The organism is Brenneria sp. L4-2C, assembly GCF_040240335.1.
Taxonomy (GTDB): Bacteria; Pseudomonadota; Gammaproteobacteria; order Enterobacterales; family Enterobacteriaceae; genus Brenneria.
On the sequence record NZ_JBEIAC010000001.1, the window covers coordinates 797,184 to 811,341 of the forward strand.

Annotated in this window: 17 protein-coding genes; 6 read left to right on the forward strand and 11 right to left on the reverse strand. The window is 53.5% G+C overall.

The features are described 5' to 3' along the window. The 6 genes from fliM (at position 1) to fliR (ending at position 3,746) form a co-directional block, all read left to right on the forward strand. Positions 1-1,017 carry a flagellar motor switch protein FliM gene (gene fliM, locus ABRZ26_RS03715; RefSeq protein ID WP_319602871.1) on the forward strand — a complete coding sequence of 339 codons (1,017 nt, stop codon included), beginning with the start codon at positions 1-3 and terminating at the stop codon, positions 1,015-1,017. Next, positions 1,010-1,423, forward strand: a complete 414-nt coding sequence (gene fliN / locus ABRZ26_RS03720) for a flagellar motor switch protein FliN (protein ID WP_319602872.1) — start codon at positions 1,010-1,012, stop codon at positions 1,421-1,423. Before fliM ends, fliN begins: the two co-directional genes overlap by 8 nt. After that, positions 1,423-1,851 carry a flagellar biosynthetic protein FliO gene (fliO, locus tag ABRZ26_RS03725; RefSeq protein ID WP_319602873.1) on the forward strand — a complete coding sequence of 143 codons (429 nt, stop codon included), beginning with the start codon at positions 1,423-1,425 and terminating at the stop codon, positions 1,849-1,851. Before fliN ends, fliO begins: the two co-directional genes overlap by 1 nt. Next, the gene (gene fliP, locus ABRZ26_RS03730) at positions 1,848-2,624 is read left to right on the forward strand and encodes a flagellar type III secretion system pore protein FliP (RefSeq protein WP_319602874.1); all 777 of its coding nucleotides are present in this window, start codon (positions 1,848-1,850) and stop codon (positions 2,622-2,624) included. The genes fliO and fliP overlap by 4 nt, the downstream gene beginning before the upstream one ends. A gap of 64 nt (positions 2,625-2,688) precedes the next feature. After that, positions 2,689-2,958: a flagellar biosynthesis protein FliQ gene (gene fliQ / locus ABRZ26_RS03735; RefSeq protein ID WP_319602875.1), complete on the forward strand. Its 270-nt coding sequence runs from the start codon at positions 2,689-2,691 to the stop codon at positions 2,956-2,958. A 2-nt stretch (positions 2,959-2,960) separates the two neighbouring features. Continuing rightward, the gene (gene fliR / locus ABRZ26_RS03740; RefSeq protein ID WP_319602876.1) at positions 2,961-3,746 is read left to right on the forward strand and encodes a flagellar biosynthetic protein FliR; all 786 of its coding nucleotides are present in this window, start codon (positions 2,961-2,963) and stop codon (positions 3,744-3,746) included. Between the two features lie 214 nt (positions 3,747-3,960). Here fliR and flgL read toward each other — a convergent pair whose 3' ends face one another. From flgL to flgB, 11 genes are all read right to left on the reverse strand, one after another. Next, complete coding sequence (gene flgL / locus ABRZ26_RS03745; protein ID WP_319602877.1) at positions 3,961-4,917, reverse strand: flagellar hook-associated protein FlgL; 957 nt, start codon at positions 4,915-4,917, stop codon at positions 3,961-3,963. 29 nt (positions 4,918-4,946) lie between these two features. Next, complete coding sequence (gene flgK, locus ABRZ26_RS03750; protein WP_319602878.1) at positions 4,947-6,641, reverse strand: flagellar hook-associated protein FlgK; 1,695 nt, start codon at positions 6,639-6,641, stop codon at positions 4,947-4,949. Between the two features lie 134 nt (positions 6,642-6,775). Continuing rightward, positions 6,776-7,726, reverse strand: a complete 951-nt coding sequence (flgJ, locus tag ABRZ26_RS03755; protein WP_319602879.1) for a flagellar assembly peptidoglycan hydrolase FlgJ — start codon at positions 7,724-7,726, stop codon at positions 6,776-6,778. Continuing rightward, positions 7,726-8,835 carry a flagellar basal body P-ring protein FlgI gene (locus ABRZ26_RS03760; RefSeq protein ID WP_319602880.1) on the reverse strand — a complete coding sequence of 370 codons (1,110 nt, stop codon included), beginning with the start codon at positions 8,833-8,835 and terminating at the stop codon, positions 7,726-7,728. The genes flgJ and ABRZ26_RS03760 overlap by 1 nt, the downstream gene beginning before the upstream one ends. A gap of 19 nt (positions 8,836-8,854) precedes the next feature. Then, positions 8,855-9,571: a flagellar basal body L-ring protein FlgH gene (gene flgH, locus ABRZ26_RS03765; RefSeq protein WP_319602955.1), complete on the reverse strand. Its 717-nt coding sequence runs from the start codon at positions 9,569-9,571 to the stop codon at positions 8,855-8,857. 125 nt (positions 9,572-9,696) lie between these two features. Next, entirely contained in the window at positions 9,697-10,479 is a 783-nt protein-coding gene (gene flgG / locus ABRZ26_RS03770; RefSeq protein WP_319602881.1) for a flagellar basal-body rod protein FlgG, read from the reverse strand. Between the two features lie 27 nt (positions 10,480-10,506). Then, complete coding sequence (locus ABRZ26_RS03775; protein ID WP_319602882.1) at positions 10,507-11,262, reverse strand: flagellar basal body rod protein FlgF; 756 nt, start codon at positions 11,260-11,262, stop codon at positions 10,507-10,509. Positions 11,263-11,283: 21 nt separating this feature from the next. After that, positions 11,284-12,477, reverse strand: a complete 1,194-nt coding sequence (gene flgE, locus ABRZ26_RS03780; RefSeq protein ID WP_319602883.1) for a flagellar hook protein FlgE — start codon at positions 12,475-12,477, stop codon at positions 11,284-11,286. A 79-nt stretch (positions 12,478-12,556) separates the two neighbouring features. Continuing rightward, a complete protein-coding gene (gene flgD, locus ABRZ26_RS03785) occupies positions 12,557-13,228 on the reverse strand; it encodes a flagellar hook assembly protein FlgD (protein WP_319602884.1) in 672 nt (223 codons plus the stop codon). 14 nt (positions 13,229-13,242) lie between these two features. Next, positions 13,243-13,647, reverse strand: coding sequence for a flagellar basal body rod protein FlgC (gene flgC, locus ABRZ26_RS03790; RefSeq protein ID WP_095834298.1), 405 nt, complete (start codon positions 13,645-13,647; stop codon positions 13,243-13,245). A gap of 27 nt (positions 13,648-13,674) precedes the next feature. Beyond that, positions 13,675-14,091, reverse strand: a complete 417-nt coding sequence (gene flgB / locus ABRZ26_RS03795) for a flagellar basal body rod protein FlgB (RefSeq protein WP_319602885.1) — start codon at positions 14,089-14,091, stop codon at positions 13,675-13,677. Positions 14,092-14,158 lie beyond the last annotated feature (67 nt).

The following is a 14,158-nucleotide window of genomic DNA, read 5'->3' on the forward strand; positions in this document are numbered from 1 at the left end:
ATGGGCGATAGCATTCTTTCTCAAGCAGAAATAGACGCGCTATTAAATGGCGACAGCGGCGATAGCGCCGCTGATGCCAACGCGTCGACTAAATCTTCAGATGGGGACGTGAGACCTTACGATCCCAATACGCAGCGTCGAGTCATCCGTGAACGTTTACATGCGCTGGAAATTATTAATGAACGTTTCGGCCGTCAGTTCCGGATGGGCTTGTTTAACCTCCTGCGCCGTAGTCCCGACATCACGGTAGGCCCCATTAAAATTCAGCCTTATCACGATTTTGCGAGAAATCTTCCCGTACCGACCAATCTCAATCTGGTGCATCTGAAGCCATTGCGCGGCACGGCGCTGTTTGTTTTTTCCCCCAGTCTGGTCTTTATCGCTGTGGATAACCTGTTCGGCGGCGACGGCAGATTCCCGACAAAAGTGGAAGGTCGGGAGTTCACTCACACGGAACAGCGCGTCGTCAAACGTATGCTGCGTCTGGCTCTTGAGGCCTACAGCGACGCCTGGAATGCCATCTACAAGCTGGAAGTAGAGTACGTTCGTTCGGAAATGCAGGTTAAATTCACCAACATAACGACCTCGCCTAACGACATAGTGGTCACAACGCCGTTCCATGTCGAGATCGGCTCGCTGACCGGCGAATTTAATATCTGCATTCCCTTCTCCATGATTGAACCGTTGCGTGAGTTACTGGCCAACCCGCCGCTGGAAAATTCGCGTCTGGAAGACCAGAGCTGGCGGGAAACATTAGCTAAACAGGTACAGCATTCCGAACTCGAACTGGTGGCGAATTTTGTCGATATCCCTTTGCGCTTATCCAAAGTTTTGCAACTGAAACCAGGCGATGTTTTACCTATCGATAAGCCAGAACGCCTGATCGCCCATGTCGACGGCGTACCGGTTCTGACTAGCCAGTACGGCACGCTCAACGGGCAGTATGCCTTACGTGTTGAACACTTGATTAACCCAATTTTGAATTCTCTGGATAATGAGGAACAGCCCAATGAGTGACACCAAGAAACCGTCCGACGACAAGGAATCAGTGGACGATCTGTGGGCTGATGCATTCAACGAGCAACAGACTGCGGAAAAAAGCGCTGCGACGACGGAAGGCGTATTTAAGACATTGGAAGGTCAGGAGTCCATCGGCTCGTTGCAGGATATCGATTTGATCCTGGATATCCCGGTAAAACTGACTGTCGAACTGGGTCGCACCAAAATGACCATCAAAGAGCTGCTGAGATTATCTCAAGGTTCTGTCGTCGCGCTCGACGGACTGGCGGGCGAACCATTGGATATTCTCATTAATGGTTATCTGATCGCGCAGGGCGAGGTGGTGGTGGTCGCCGATAAGTACGGCGTACGTATTACGGACATCATCACGCCGTCCGAACGTATGCGCCGTCTGAGTCGCTGATGACCACGCTCCAGACGCCGTCCACCCAGAGCGCGACCACAGGTCAGCCATCTACGCTGGCGGCCGAGCCGCCGCTCACCGGCAGCATGCTGTTGACTCAGGTCGGCAGCGTCCTGGGCGGAATATTGCTACTTATTTTGTTTATTGCCTGGCTGGTGCGCAAACTCGGCTTTGCCCCGCAGGCAAAACAGAATAAGTTGTTGAAAGTGGTCTCCAGTTGTCCGGTCGGGCAGCGTGAGCGCGTGGTTATTGTGGAAGTTGACGACACCTGGCTGGTGCTGGGCGTTACCGCGCAACAGGTTACGCCGCTGCATACCTTGCCGGCGCAACCGATTGATAACGGCAGTACGTCGTCCGGCGTCATTAAGCCGCTTGATTTTCAGCAATTATTCAAAAAAGTTCTCAAACGTCCGGAAAAATCGGCATGACCGTGTTATCTCGTCAATCGTTCAGCCCCGTGTTGTACCGTTCTCTGCGCTATGTATTAACCGCCGGATTACTGTTTTTGACGCCTTCGGTGTGGGCGCAGCTACCCGGGATCGTCACCCAACCGCTGGCGAACGGCGGACAGAGCTGGACGCTGCCGGTACAGACGCTGGTTTTTTTAACCTCGCTGACCTTTATTCCCGCCGCGTTGTTGATGATGACCAGTTTCACCCGCATCATCATTGTCCTCAGTCTGTTGCGTAACGCCCTTGGCACTCCCACGGCGCCGCCTAACCAGGTGCTGCTGGGATTAACGCTGTTCCTGACGTTCTTCGTAATGTCGCCGGTATTGAACCGCGTCTATGAAGAAGCCTATGTTCCATTCAGTCAGGATCAAATCAGTATGGAACTGGCCATTGAGCGCGGAGCGGAACCATTGCGGGAATTTATGCTGCGCCAAACGCGGGAATCCGATCTGGCGTTGTTCACCCGACTCGCGGAAATCCCGCAGATACAGGGGCCGGAAGCAGTGCCGATGCGCGTCTTATTGCCGGCGTTTGTCACCAGCGAGTTGAAAACGGCTTTCCAGATTGGCTTTACCGTCTTTATTCCGTTTTTGATCATCGACCTGGTAGTTGCCAGCGTTCTGATGGCGCTGGGGATGATGATGGTGCCGCCAGCCACCATATCGCTTCCCTTCAAACTGATGCTGTTTGTGTTGGTAGACGGCTGGCAATTACTGCTCGGCTCGCTCGCTCAAAGTTTTTACAGTTAGCGGTGTTGACTACCGGAAATAGACATATCCGCATATTGCATTCGCTTGACAGAGGAACGCTAAAATGACGCCAGAATCAGTAATGGCGCTTGGCTATGAAGCCATGAAAATTGCACTGGCGCTGGCGGCGCCTCCGCTGTTATCCGCGCTGCTCAGCGGCTTGATTATCAGTTTGTTGCAGGCGGCGACGCAGGTAAACGAAATGACGCTGTCGTTTATCCCTAAAATCCTGACGGTATTCTTTACGCTGGTTATTGCCGGCCCCTGGATGTTAAATCTTATGCTGGACTATATGCGTACCCTGTTCGGCCAGCTTCCCTACATCATCGGTTAAACATGCTGACGTTTAATAGTTGGGACATGCTTAACTGGGTCAGTCAGTTTTTCTGGCCTTTTGTCAGGATCCTGGCGCTTATCAGCACCGCTCCGGTATTCAATGAACGATCGATCAGCAATCGGGTAAAAATCGGATTGGCGCTGTTTATTACCCTGCTTGTAGCGCCCTATTTGCCGTTGAATGACACGCCTATCTTCTCAGTGATTGGTATATGGGTATTGATTCAACAGATTTTAATCGGTATCGCATTAGGACTCTCCATGCAGTTGGCGTTCGCCGCGGTCCGCCATGCGGGAGAACTGATCGGGCTGCAAATGGGGTTGGCGTTCGCCACTTTTTTTGACCCGACAGGCGGTCCGAATATGCAAGTATTGGCCCGCTTTCTTAACATCCTGGCGATTTTACTTTTCCTCACCTTTGACGGACACCTCTGGCTGATTTCACTGCTGGCCGATAGCTTTTATACCTTACCGATAAGCGCCACGCCGTTAAACAGCCATGCTTTTCTGGCCATTGCCCGTGCCGGCGGATTGATTTTCATCAATGGATTGATGCTGGCATTGCCGATCGTAACCCTGCTGCTGACCATCAACCTTTCGTTGGGACTCCTCAATCGCGTTGCCCCCCAGCTCTCCATTTTCGTTGTCGGCTTCCCCGTCACGTTAACGGTGGGCATCATGACGCTCGGTCTGTTGATTCCGTTGCTCGCCCCATTCACGGAACGTTTATTCAGCGAAGTTTTCGATTTATTGGCCGACGTTCTCACCCAGTTATCCACCTCCTGAGCATCGCTTTTTACCTGCCGATAGCCCCGCCACCTCGATTTTGACGATTAGCTAACGGTATTTTTGCCGGGTGCGGCGGTGACGTTAAATCGGGGGAGAGGATTCAAACGGATAGAATAAAAAAACGGCATGTCATCTTCATCAAGGTGACATGCCCAAAAAATACGCCCGGTTTAAGCGTATTCAAATCCGTTGCGCCCGGATGATGCGGACGCTATTTATTTAACTGAAACAAAGACATGGTTTGCATATTATTAAACACCTGGTAAGACGCATTCAACGAGGCTTGCTGCATCGTATAAGTTGAAATAGCATCATACCAATCCGTATCTTGCAGCTGAGACAGCGCGGTCTTATTGGCCAGCGTCCGGTCGCTGCCGATAGAATCCAGGTTATCCAGCTCATTAAGCTGAACGCCAAGTTCGGCACGCACGGAGGAAACATTGTTTAATGCGTTGGTTAAACCACGGCCGGCTGTGTCCATTGCCGCTGTAACCGCGGCTTTGGTGGCGTCATCGGCGCCGTCAAGCGGGGTTTCAAGGGCGCCGATCGCCAGATCCAGCGTCGCGAACAGGTCGGATTGCACGCTGCCGTCAGGCTCTTTTTGCGCATCACCCGTTACGCCGTTAAACACCGCCGATCCGATATGACCGATGGTCATTAAGCGCGCGGCATCAACCTGTTGCTCAATAGCCTGGTATCCGCCGACATAGTCCACACTGCTCGTCCCCTGTACATACGGCGCGCTTTCGGTTTCATAACCGGCAAAAATATAATTGCCGTTGCCGTCGGTGCTGTTGGCCATATTCAGCAGTTGCGCTTTGATGCCGCGCAACTCCGTCGCCAGCGACTGACGATCATCATCGCTTTTCACCCCGCCGCCGCTGATAACCTGAGTGCTTGCCGCGATAACGGAGTCCGCAACTTTTGTCAGCACTGACTCTTCCAAAGACATACTCTGCCTGGCGAATGTGCGCGCCAGCGTATACTGACTGTTTTCCGACTCGGCCTGACCGAGCATTACCACCTGGGCGGCGGCGATGGGATCATCCGATGGATTAACAACGCGTTTTCCCGTAGAAAGCTGCTCACCGCTTTTCTGCCAGACAGACTGACCGTTCAATATGCCTTGCATATTCTGCTGATATATCATGCTGGTGCTTAAGCGCATGGTATCAATTCCTCTTTCTAAGCAGTGGGTTAACTACGAATCGATAACAAAGCATCAAAAATGGTTGATGCGGTTTGGATAACGGCGGCATTTGCCTGGTAATACTGTTGATAACGCATCAACTCGCCATATTCCTCATCCAGATTCACCCCGGACACTGATTGCTGCTCGGCAGTAAGCTGGGTCACGACGCCGGATTGCGACGTATTATTGATTTTCAGGGTGCTCGTCTGGTTGCCGACATCAGCAATCAGGCTGGCATAAGCGCTGGTCAGGGTGGATTTACCCTCAATGACTTTTTCGCTCTGTAACGCCAATAACGCCTTGGCGTTCGTATTGTCGCTGGCGCCGCCAAATACCGGGTCTCCGTTGCTATCCAGCACCTGATTGCCGTCTTCATCCAGCTTGACGGAAGCCGCGGCGATTTTACTGGAATCCGTGATGGCGACGCTCATATTGGTGATAACGTTGGCCAGCGGTTTCAGCGTAAAGCTATCGTTGGCGGAAGGTGTACCTGAAATCGTCACCTTCAATCCATCAAAATTCAGGCTGGAATCAGAGGTGTCGACGGCGGCGGTGAAGGTGGCATTATCAGAGATGCGGGTAACCTGCCAGTCGGCGCCGTCGTATTTGATCGTATAATCCGAGGCTTTGACTTCATTTGTCGCCGTATAGCCGGCGCTCAGTTCCGCACTCCCTGTATTTGCCGAGTTTTTCAGCACCGAGGCGCCGCCAAACGAGAAAAAGTCCTCACCGACCTCGCCATTCAGGTCGTATCCGGCCTTATGCTGGGTATTAAACGCATCGGCAAAGGCCAAAGCCATCTGGCCCAGTTGGTTGCCGACGTTATCTAACGTCTCGGAACGGAAGGAAAGCAAGCCACTGAGGGAGCCGCCTGTGATTGCGCTTTCTCTGACTTCGCTGACACCGGCAATCTTGTCGTTATAACCAACCGTAATACGAGCAGGATCGCTGCTGGAACTGACCGCGACCAGCTCATTGTTACGTGTTCCCTGCACCAGATTGAGGCCGTTTTTGAGCGTAACGTTATAAACGCTGCCATCCTGAACGGCGACATCGACACCCACCAGTTTATTCAGCTCATTGACCAATTGATCGCGCTGATCGAGCAGATCATTCGGCGCCTGGCCCTGATTCGCTCCCGTCAGGCGGGTAATCTGGTTATTCAACTCGGCAATCTGACTGGCGTAGGTGTTGATCTGTCCGACCGTACTCTGAATTTGCGTATTCAGCCCCTCGGCGGTGTCCTTCAGATATTTATCGGTCACCTTGAACTGATTGACCAATCCCTCTGCCTTGCCCAGCACAGTCTGACGGGTCGATGAGTCGCCCGCATTACTGGTCAGGCTCTGCAAATTGGTAAAAAAAGCCTGCAACGTTGTCGAAAGGCTGGTGGTGCTATCCGCCAGTAAGTTATCAATCTTGGAGATTTGTTCGTAATAGCTGTTTATTGAACTGCTTTTCGTTTGCGCAGAACGTAATTGCGTCGAAATGAAATCATTATATTCGCGGTTAATGCCGACCACATTCACGCCGGTGCCAATATAACCGGCTGAGGTGCTGGTGCTTACCGCCTGTGACAGCAGCACATTCTGTCGGCTGTATCCTGTCACGGCCTGATTACTGATGTTATTACTCACCGTGCTCAGCGCCGCCTGAGCGCCTTTTAAGCCACTCATCGCGGTATTAATCAAATTGGACATGTGGAAGTTCCTTGTACACAAGGCGTTGACGAAATGCCGTGCGCTTATTAAATAAATGTGCCGCGAATGGCTATGCCACACTCGCTTTGCCTGAATAAGTTATCGACCGGAAACGGCAAAACTTAAAAGAAAAATCAAAACAGTTGGCTTAAATCATGGGTATAGGCTTTGACCGCTTTTTCACCCGCGCTTTTCATCTGCTGAATCATGCCGACCAGCTTTTTAGCGTATTGCGGATCGGTGGCATAACCGGCATTCTGCAAGGCGTGAGCGGCCTGCTCGGCGCTGCCGGCATTCGCCACATTGGCATAACGGGGATTTTGCGTCAGCAGTTTCACATAATCAGCGATAGCCTCCGTATAGGAGTCGTAAACCCGGAAACTGGCCTTGACCTTTTTCGCCACCCCTTGTTCATATTCCGTCGTGGTTATCTCCGTCACCGGGCCATCCCAACGGCTGCCCGCCTTGATGCCGAACAGGTTATGACTCGGGCGCCCGTCTTCGGTGGGAATTTCACGCTGTCCCCAGCCTGATTCCAGCGCCGCCTGGGCAATAATCAAGTGATGGGGAATGCCGCTTTGCTGACTGGCCATTTGCGCCGGGATCGACAGGCGGGAAACGAAGTTATCGCTGGACAGCGGCAGAGCGGAGCCTTCCGCAGGCAGTCTGGGCATGGCGCGACGTACAATTTGCTCGACCGCCGCCGCCGGCATGTTTTGCACCGCGACGCGGTCAAATGTTAATGGCGCGGACGCTTTGGGCTCGGTCGGCGCGGTTCGCCCGCCGGACAGTTGCCGAACCATCACATCGGCCAGTCCCAACCCTTTTCCTGCGACCTGTTGACCGATTTGCTGATCGTACATGGATGTAAAAAGACGCGTCTGCTCGCTGCTGAAGAGCCCGTCCTGCGGCAACGCGGCGCGCATACTCTTCATCATCATCTGGACAAAAACGCCTTCCATTTGTTGAGCCACCGCCCGGATCCCTTCCTGACTCTGAGGATTACCGGCCACCTGCCTTTTGAGCGCATTCAGCGACTGAGCGTCATAAGCGGCGCTGCTCTGCATTTGCACATCGTTGCTCATCAGATAATTTCCAACTTGGCGCGCAGACAACCCGCGCTTTGCATTGCCTGTAAGATGGACATCAGTTCCATTGGCGTCGCGCCTAACGAGTTCAACGTACGCACCACATTATTCAAATTGGCGCTAGCGTTAACGCGCTGCAACGCGCCGCCGCTCTGCTGGACGGCGATTTCAGTTTGTGGCGTAACCACCGTCTGCCCGCCGGCGAATGGCGTATCGGGCTGATTGACATTCGCCTGCTGGTTGATCGTCACCGATAGATTGCCCTGAGCAACGGCGCAGCTATCCAGTACGACGTCGCGGTTCATCACCACCGAGCCGGTACGGGAATTAATAATTACCTTGGCGTCCTGTACGCCCATATTGATTTCGATATTTTGAACATCCGCCAGGAAACGCACCTGCGAACTATTGCCATGTGGAACCATGACCTGGACGGTACGTGAATCCAACGGCGTCGCGCTGCCGCTAAGACCAGAACGATTGATGGCGTCGCTGATGCGTTGCGCCATGGTAAAATCATCTTCGTTCAGTTGCAGCATGATAGTATTCGTCGAGCCGAACGTGTTCGGTAATTCACGCTCAATAATCGCGCCGTTGCTGATGCGACCGCCGGCAAGCTGGTTAACCTGAACGCTGCTGCCGCCGGCGGCGGCGCCTGCGCCGCCGACCAGTACGTTGCCTTGCGCTAATGCATAAACCTGGTTATCAACGCCCTTTAATGGCGTCATCAACAATGTACCGCCACGCAGACTTTTGGCGTTCCCCATTGAGGAGACCACGACGTCAATGTTTTGCCCGGCGCGGGCAAACGGCGGCAACTTTGCCGTAACCATTACCGCTGCGACATTCTTAAGCTGCATATTGGTTCCGGTCGGGACGGTAATTCCCAACTGGGAAAGCATGTTATTCAGGCTCTGAGTCGTAAAGGGGGTCTGCATGGTTTGGTCACCCGACCCATCAAGCCCTACCACTAATCCGTAACCAATCAGTGCGTTATCACGCACCCCCTGGACACTCACCAGATCGCGAATCCGCTCTGCCGAAACGGGCATACTGGTCAGCGCCAGCAGGGCAAACAGAACGGTGAAAAATGAAGTAATCCGCATCAGGCGCCTCTTTATTAACTTAGAACGGAGAAACATTAAGGAAGAACCGCTGCAACCAGCCCATGTTTTGCGCTTCGTTGATATAACCGTTGCCCACATATTCTATACGCGCGTCGGCAACCTGCGTTGATGGCACAGAGTTAGTGCCGCTAATGGTTCTGGGATTCACCACGCCGGAAAAACGGATAAATTCAGTTCCCTGATTGATCGCAATCTGTTTTTCACCCACCACATTCAGGTTGCCGTTCGGTAAAACCTGATTAACGGTAACGGTTATCGTACCGCTGAATGTGTTGTTGGCATTCGCCCCGCCCTGACCGCTAAACTCATTGGTTCCCGATGCATCCAGCGTCGCCCGGTTATTGCCGAACAGGCCTTCCAGATAACGCGGCGTGGTGCCGAGGCCAAAAGTGGATGACCCATCACGGCTTGCGTTGGCCGACGAACTCTTGCTGGCACTCACGTTTTCCTGCAACACGATGGTCAGGGTATCTCCCACATTACGCGGCCGGCGATCTTCAAACATCGGCTGATAGCCATAGTTCATCGGCTGAGTCGTCTGAAAAATAGATCCGTTAGACGCAGTCATCACCAGCGAAGTCGGTTGAGCCGTTGTCGGACCAGTCACCACTTTATCGTGTGGAATATAGGCGCAGCCGTTGAGTGTCAACATCATGAACAAGACCAACGGACGAGGTCGGCGGAATTGTTGGATAGCAACCGACTTTGCATTCATCATCACTACGGATATCGCCTTAAAGTAAAAATATTTCAAGATATTCATAGGGTAACAGCGACACTGAACGCTCTCGCCGGATATTCTGAACGCGCCATGCCGTTACCCTTTTTTACCATGACTTATTACAGCTGGGTCAGCTTCTGCAACATTTGGTCAGAAGATGAAATCGCCTTACTGTTAATCTCATAAGCACGTTGGGTCTGAATCATGGAAACCAGCTCTTCGGCCACGTTGACGTTCGAGGTTTCGACATACTTCTGACGCAATAAACCGGCGCCGTTGAGACCCGGATTACTTTCATTCGGCGCGCCGGAGCTCTCGGTTTCCAGATACAAATTCTCACCCATGCTTTCCAGCCCGCTATCATTGATAAAGGTCGTCAGCGTTAATTGACCCACCTGCGTCGCGGCGGTCTGGCCCTGCTGGGTGACGCTGACAATACCGTCGCGGCCAATCGTCATTTCGATGGCGTTGGCGGGAATGGTGATCGCCGGTTGCACTTGAAAACCGCTGGAGGTCACCAACTGCCCGTTGCCGTCGAGTTGGAAAGAGCCGTCGCGGGTATAGGCGGTGGTGCCATCCGGCAACTGCACCTGGAAAAAACCCTGCCCGCTAATCGCCACATCCTTGGAGTTTCCCGTTTCCGAGAACGTCCCCTGAGTATGTATACGTTCGGTCGATACCGGACGAACGCCAGTGCCTAACTGCAAGCCAGAAGGCAGCATTGTCTGCTCGGATGACTGCGCGCCCGGCTGGCGAACAGTTTGATACAGCAAATCTTCAAACACCGCACGCTGACGCTTAAAACCGTTGGTGCTGACGTTTGCCAGGTTATTGGAAATAACATCCATATTGGTTTGCTGGGCGTTCAGACCGGTTTTCGCAATCCACAAAGAACGGATCATCTAGTCACTCCTGTGCGCGCTTGGCGCTTAACTCATTGCTAATATCTGATTAGCGCGTTGGGCATTATCATCGACGCTGCTGATCACTTTCATCTGCATTTCGAAGCGGCGGGCGTTGGCGATCATATCCACCATGGTATCAACCGGGTTGACGTTACTGCCTTCCAATACGCCGGGCATCACTTGCATGGTCGGATCGTTAGGCAGCACGTTGCCGCGTTGTTGTTGCGCCTCTGGCGTAAGACGGAACAGGCCATCATCAGAGCGCGTCACTTCCTGCCCTGTCGCCTGTACCAGTTTCAAACGCCCGAGCTGAGCGATGGTGTTTGGCGGATCGCCCGCGTTCAATGCGGAGATGGTTCCGTCTGACGCAATCGTGATCTGAGCCTGAGGAGGAACTTCAATCGGTCCGCCGTCACCTTGCACCAAATGCCCCTGGACCATCAACTGACCGTCGGCATTGATCTCGATATTACCGTTACGGGTATAGGCTTCATTGCCGTCCGCCGCCTGAACGGCCAGCCAACCGTCTTTCGCAAGGGCGACATCCATCGCCCGACCGGTATAGTCCATTACCCCTTGCGTCATATCCGCGCCGGGCGTCGAGGCGACAACCAGCGTGCGGGTGGGTAAAGACAACCCATTTACCGGCACTGCGCGCAGCGCCGAAAGTTGAGCGCGAAAACCCGGCGTCGACGCATTGGCCAGATTGTGAGCGGTAACCGCCTGCTGTTCCAGCGTCTGACTGGCCGCGCCCATCGCCGTGTAAATAGCGTGATCCATGCAATATCTCCGTTAAAACAATTAACGCAGGCTGATCAGCGTTTGCAGAATGGCATCCTGCGTTTTGATGGTCTGCGAATTGGCCTGATAGTTGCGCTGAGCCACAATCATATTAACCAGCTCTTGACTCATATCGACGTTGGAGCTTTCCGTCGCCTGACCGATCAGCTTACCCAGGTTGCCGGTGCCGGCCAGGTTAACCACCGCCTGCCCGGAGTTATCGGTCGCCGACCAGACGTTATCGCCCTCGGGAGATAACCCCTCAGGGTTGGAGAAGTTGGCTAATACAATCTGCCCCAGAACCTGTTGTTTCTCGTTGGAATAAGTACCGACGACGGTGCCGTCGTCATTAATGCTGTAGCCGGTCAGTTCACCGGGCGCATAACCGTTCTGGGTCGGCGCTTTGGTGTTGCTATCGCTGTTTTGCTGCATGCTGCCGGCGAAGTTCAGCGTAAACGTACTTGCCGCCGAACCGTTCAGCGAATTCATGGCCAGCGTAAACGGCCCCGGCGTCGTCACCGCGCCGTTGCTGGAGAACTCAAGATCGAGTTTCTGGTAATCAGAGGTGCTGTCGCTGGTATCTTTTGCGTACGCGCTCCACTGATTGTCGCCCGTTTTGACGAAATAGAGTGCGAACTCATGGGCGTTACCCAGGCTGTCGTAGGTGGTGATCGCACCTTTATAGTTGGAGGTGTCAGCCGCGTTGGCTTCATCCCAGGTCTTGACCGCATCGGAAGAGTTCAGGTTGGCGATAATGGAAGCCACGGTGGTCGCCTGAGCGGCCATGGCATCTTCCGGAATAGTCAGCCCGACGGGATCGGCCCCCTGCTGAATGGTCGGCGGCGTACCCGTCGCCGGATAGCCGGTCAACTGCATGCCCTGCATATTGACGATATTACGGGCGCTATCCAGCGTGAACTGACCGTTACGGCTGTAATAAACAGAACCGTTGGTATCCTGGACGCGGAAAAAACCGCTGCCGCTGATGGCGATATCCAGCGCGCGCGAACTGCTGGTGACCGTACCGTTGCTGAAATCCTGCATCACGGCGGCGACCTGGGTCCCCATCCCGACTTTAGAGCCGGCGAACATATCGGCAAAAGATACCGTACCGGTCTTGAATCCTACCGTTGCCGAGTTGGCGATGTTGTTGCCGATGACATCCAGGTTATTGGATGCGGCGTTTAATCCGCTGACCGCCTGTGAAAAACCCATGTTACTCTCTCCAGATAAATTGATTACACCGTATTCCAGTCATACCGTCGCGCTGGAATACTATGGCGTTCGATGACTGTTACAGGATCTGCCGGACATCTTCCAGCGAGGCTTTACCGCGCAGGCCGAGATCCAGCAATGCGCCGGAATCGCTGTTGGTCACGCTGTTGACCAGCGCATAATTCAGCGGTTGCACCACCTGCTGAGCGCCGTTGGCGCTGGCGGCGATAGACACGGTGTAGGCGCCATCCGGCGCGACTGTGCCGTCCGAGGTCTTGCCGTCCCAGTTAAAAGAGTGGACGCCGGCGGACAACGCGCCCAGATCCAGAGTCTGTACCACTTTGCCGGTGCTATCGGTAATCGTTGCCGTAACCGTGTCCGACGCTTGCTCCAGTTCCAGTCCGAACGGCGTAGTCGTCTCACTCCCGACCAACACCTCGCTTCCGGGCACCATCACGCCATGGCCAATCAGGGTCGTTGCCTGCAACGACTGATTGTTATTGATCTGACCGGAGATAGACCCCAGCGTCGTATTCAGTTTTTCAATACCGCTTACGGTATTAATCTGCGCCAACTGACTGACCAACTGGTCGTTATCCATCGGGTTGGTGGGATCCTGATTCTGCAACTGAGCAACCAGCAGCGTCAGAAACTGATTTTGCAGATCGACACTGCTAGTGCCGTTTGTCGTCGTTGTCGAACTGGCCGCTGTTTGCGTTGCCGAGCTCGTATCGTTAACGGTAATTGACATGCCATTCCCCCGGTTTATTGTCCAATCGTCAGCGTTTTCAACATCATCGTTTTCGTGGTGTTCAATACTTCTACGTTTGCCTGATAACTGCGTGATGCTGAAATGGTGTTAACCATTTCCGACACCGGATCGACATTCGGCATACGCACATATCCCTGAGCATCCGCTAAAGGATTGCCTGGTTCATAGACCAAACGAGCGGGCGACGGATCATCAACAACGCCGGAGACACGCACGCCGCCGGTGGACTGCCCCGGCGCCGCATTCACCTCAAACACCACCTGTTTGGCGCGATAAGGTTCTCCATCCGGGCCGGTAACGCTGTCGGCATTCGCCAGGTTGCTGGCGCTCACGTTCATACGCTGCGATTGCGCAGCAAGCGCGGAACCAGAAATCTCGAATATATTCAATAACGACATAAAACCTTGCCTTTTATCACGTTACTATCATGAGCCAGACTGTAGAACCGACATCATGCCTTTGATTTGACCGCTCAGAACCGTCAGACTGGATTGATATTTCAGGCTGTTATCGGCAAAATTGGTGCGCTCGCGATCCATGTCCACGGTGTTGCCGTCCAATGCCGGCTGGTCGGGAACGCGGTATAACAGATCAAGCTCCGGCGGCTGGAAATTCTGTGCGGGAATATGCCGTACAGAGGTGGTTTTTAAAGCAATACCTGTACCTTCCGCACGGCCCTGTTCCATAACCTTATTGAGCTGACTGGCGAAATCGATATCCCTTGCCTGGTAGCCAGGGGTGTCCGCATTGGCTATATTTGCGGCCAGAATTTCCTGCCGCTGGGCACGCAAGTTCAACGCTTCCTGTTGAAACTGCAACGAGGCGCTTAATTTATCGAGCATGCTCCCTCCGCAAGTTAGAATTTAGAGCGGATAGGATAATTCTCATTATGGCAATGCCATCGAATGA

What these genes read in the sequence shown, in the direction of transcription:
- flgB (WP_319602885.1), bottom strand. Translation starts at nt 14,091, where the DNA reads ATGCTCGATAAATTAAGCGCCTCGTTGCAGTTTCAACAGGAAGCGTTG.
- fliO (WP_319602873.1), top strand. Translation starts at nt 1,423, where the DNA reads ATGACCACGCTCCAGACGCCGTCCACCCAGAGCGCGACCACAGGTCAG.
- fliQ (WP_319602875.1), top strand. Translation starts at nt 2,689, where the DNA reads ATGACGCCAGAATCAGTAATGGCGCTTGGCTATGAAGCCATGAAAATT.
- flgK (WP_319602878.1), bottom strand. Translation starts at nt 6,641, where the DNA reads ATGTCCAATTTGATTAATACCGCGATGAGTGGCTTAAAAGGCGCTCAG.
- ABRZ26_RS03775 (WP_319602882.1), bottom strand. Translation starts at nt 11,262, where the DNA reads ATGGATCACGCTATTTACACGGCGATGGGCGCGGCCAGTCAGACGCTG.
- flgE (WP_319602883.1), bottom strand. Translation starts at nt 12,477, where the DNA reads ATGGGTTTTTCACAGGCGGTCAGCGGATTAAACGCCGCATCCAATAAC.
- ABRZ26_RS03760 (WP_319602880.1), bottom strand. Translation starts at nt 8,835, where the DNA reads ATGCGGATTACTTCATTTTTCACCGTTCTGTTTGCCCTGCTGGCGCTG.
- flgC (WP_095834298.1), bottom strand. Translation starts at nt 13,647, where the DNA reads ATGTCGTTATTGAATATATTCGAGATTTCTGGTTCCGCGCTTGCTGCG.
- flgD (WP_319602884.1), bottom strand. Translation starts at nt 13,228, where the DNA reads ATGTCAATTACCGTTAACGATACGAGCTCGGCAACGCAAACAGCGGCC.
- flgG (WP_319602881.1), bottom strand. Translation starts at nt 10,479, where the DNA reads ATGATCCGTTCTTTGTGGATTGCGAAAACCGGTCTGAACGCCCAGCAA.
- fliP (WP_319602874.1), top strand. Translation starts at nt 1,848, where the DNA reads ATGACCGTGTTATCTCGTCAATCGTTCAGCCCCGTGTTGTACCGTTCT.
- fliR (WP_319602876.1), top strand. Translation starts at nt 2,961, where the DNA reads ATGCTGACGTTTAATAGTTGGGACATGCTTAACTGGGTCAGTCAGTTT.
- flgJ (WP_319602879.1), bottom strand. Translation starts at nt 7,726, where the DNA reads ATGAGCAACGATGTGCAAATGCAGAGCAGCGCCGCTTATGACGCTCAG.
- fliN (WP_319602872.1), top strand. Translation starts at nt 1,010, where the DNA reads ATGAGTGACACCAAGAAACCGTCCGACGACAAGGAATCAGTGGACGAT.
- flgH (WP_319602955.1), bottom strand. Translation starts at nt 9,571, where the DNA reads ATGAATGCAAAGTCGGTTGCTATCCAACAATTCCGCCGACCTCGTCCG.
- flgL (WP_319602877.1), bottom strand. Translation starts at nt 4,917, where the DNA reads ATGCGCTTAAGCACCAGCATGATATATCAGCAGAATATGCAAGGCATA.
- fliM (WP_319602871.1), top strand. Translation starts at nt 1, where the DNA reads ATGGGCGATAGCATTCTTTCTCAAGCAGAAATAGACGCGCTATTAAAT.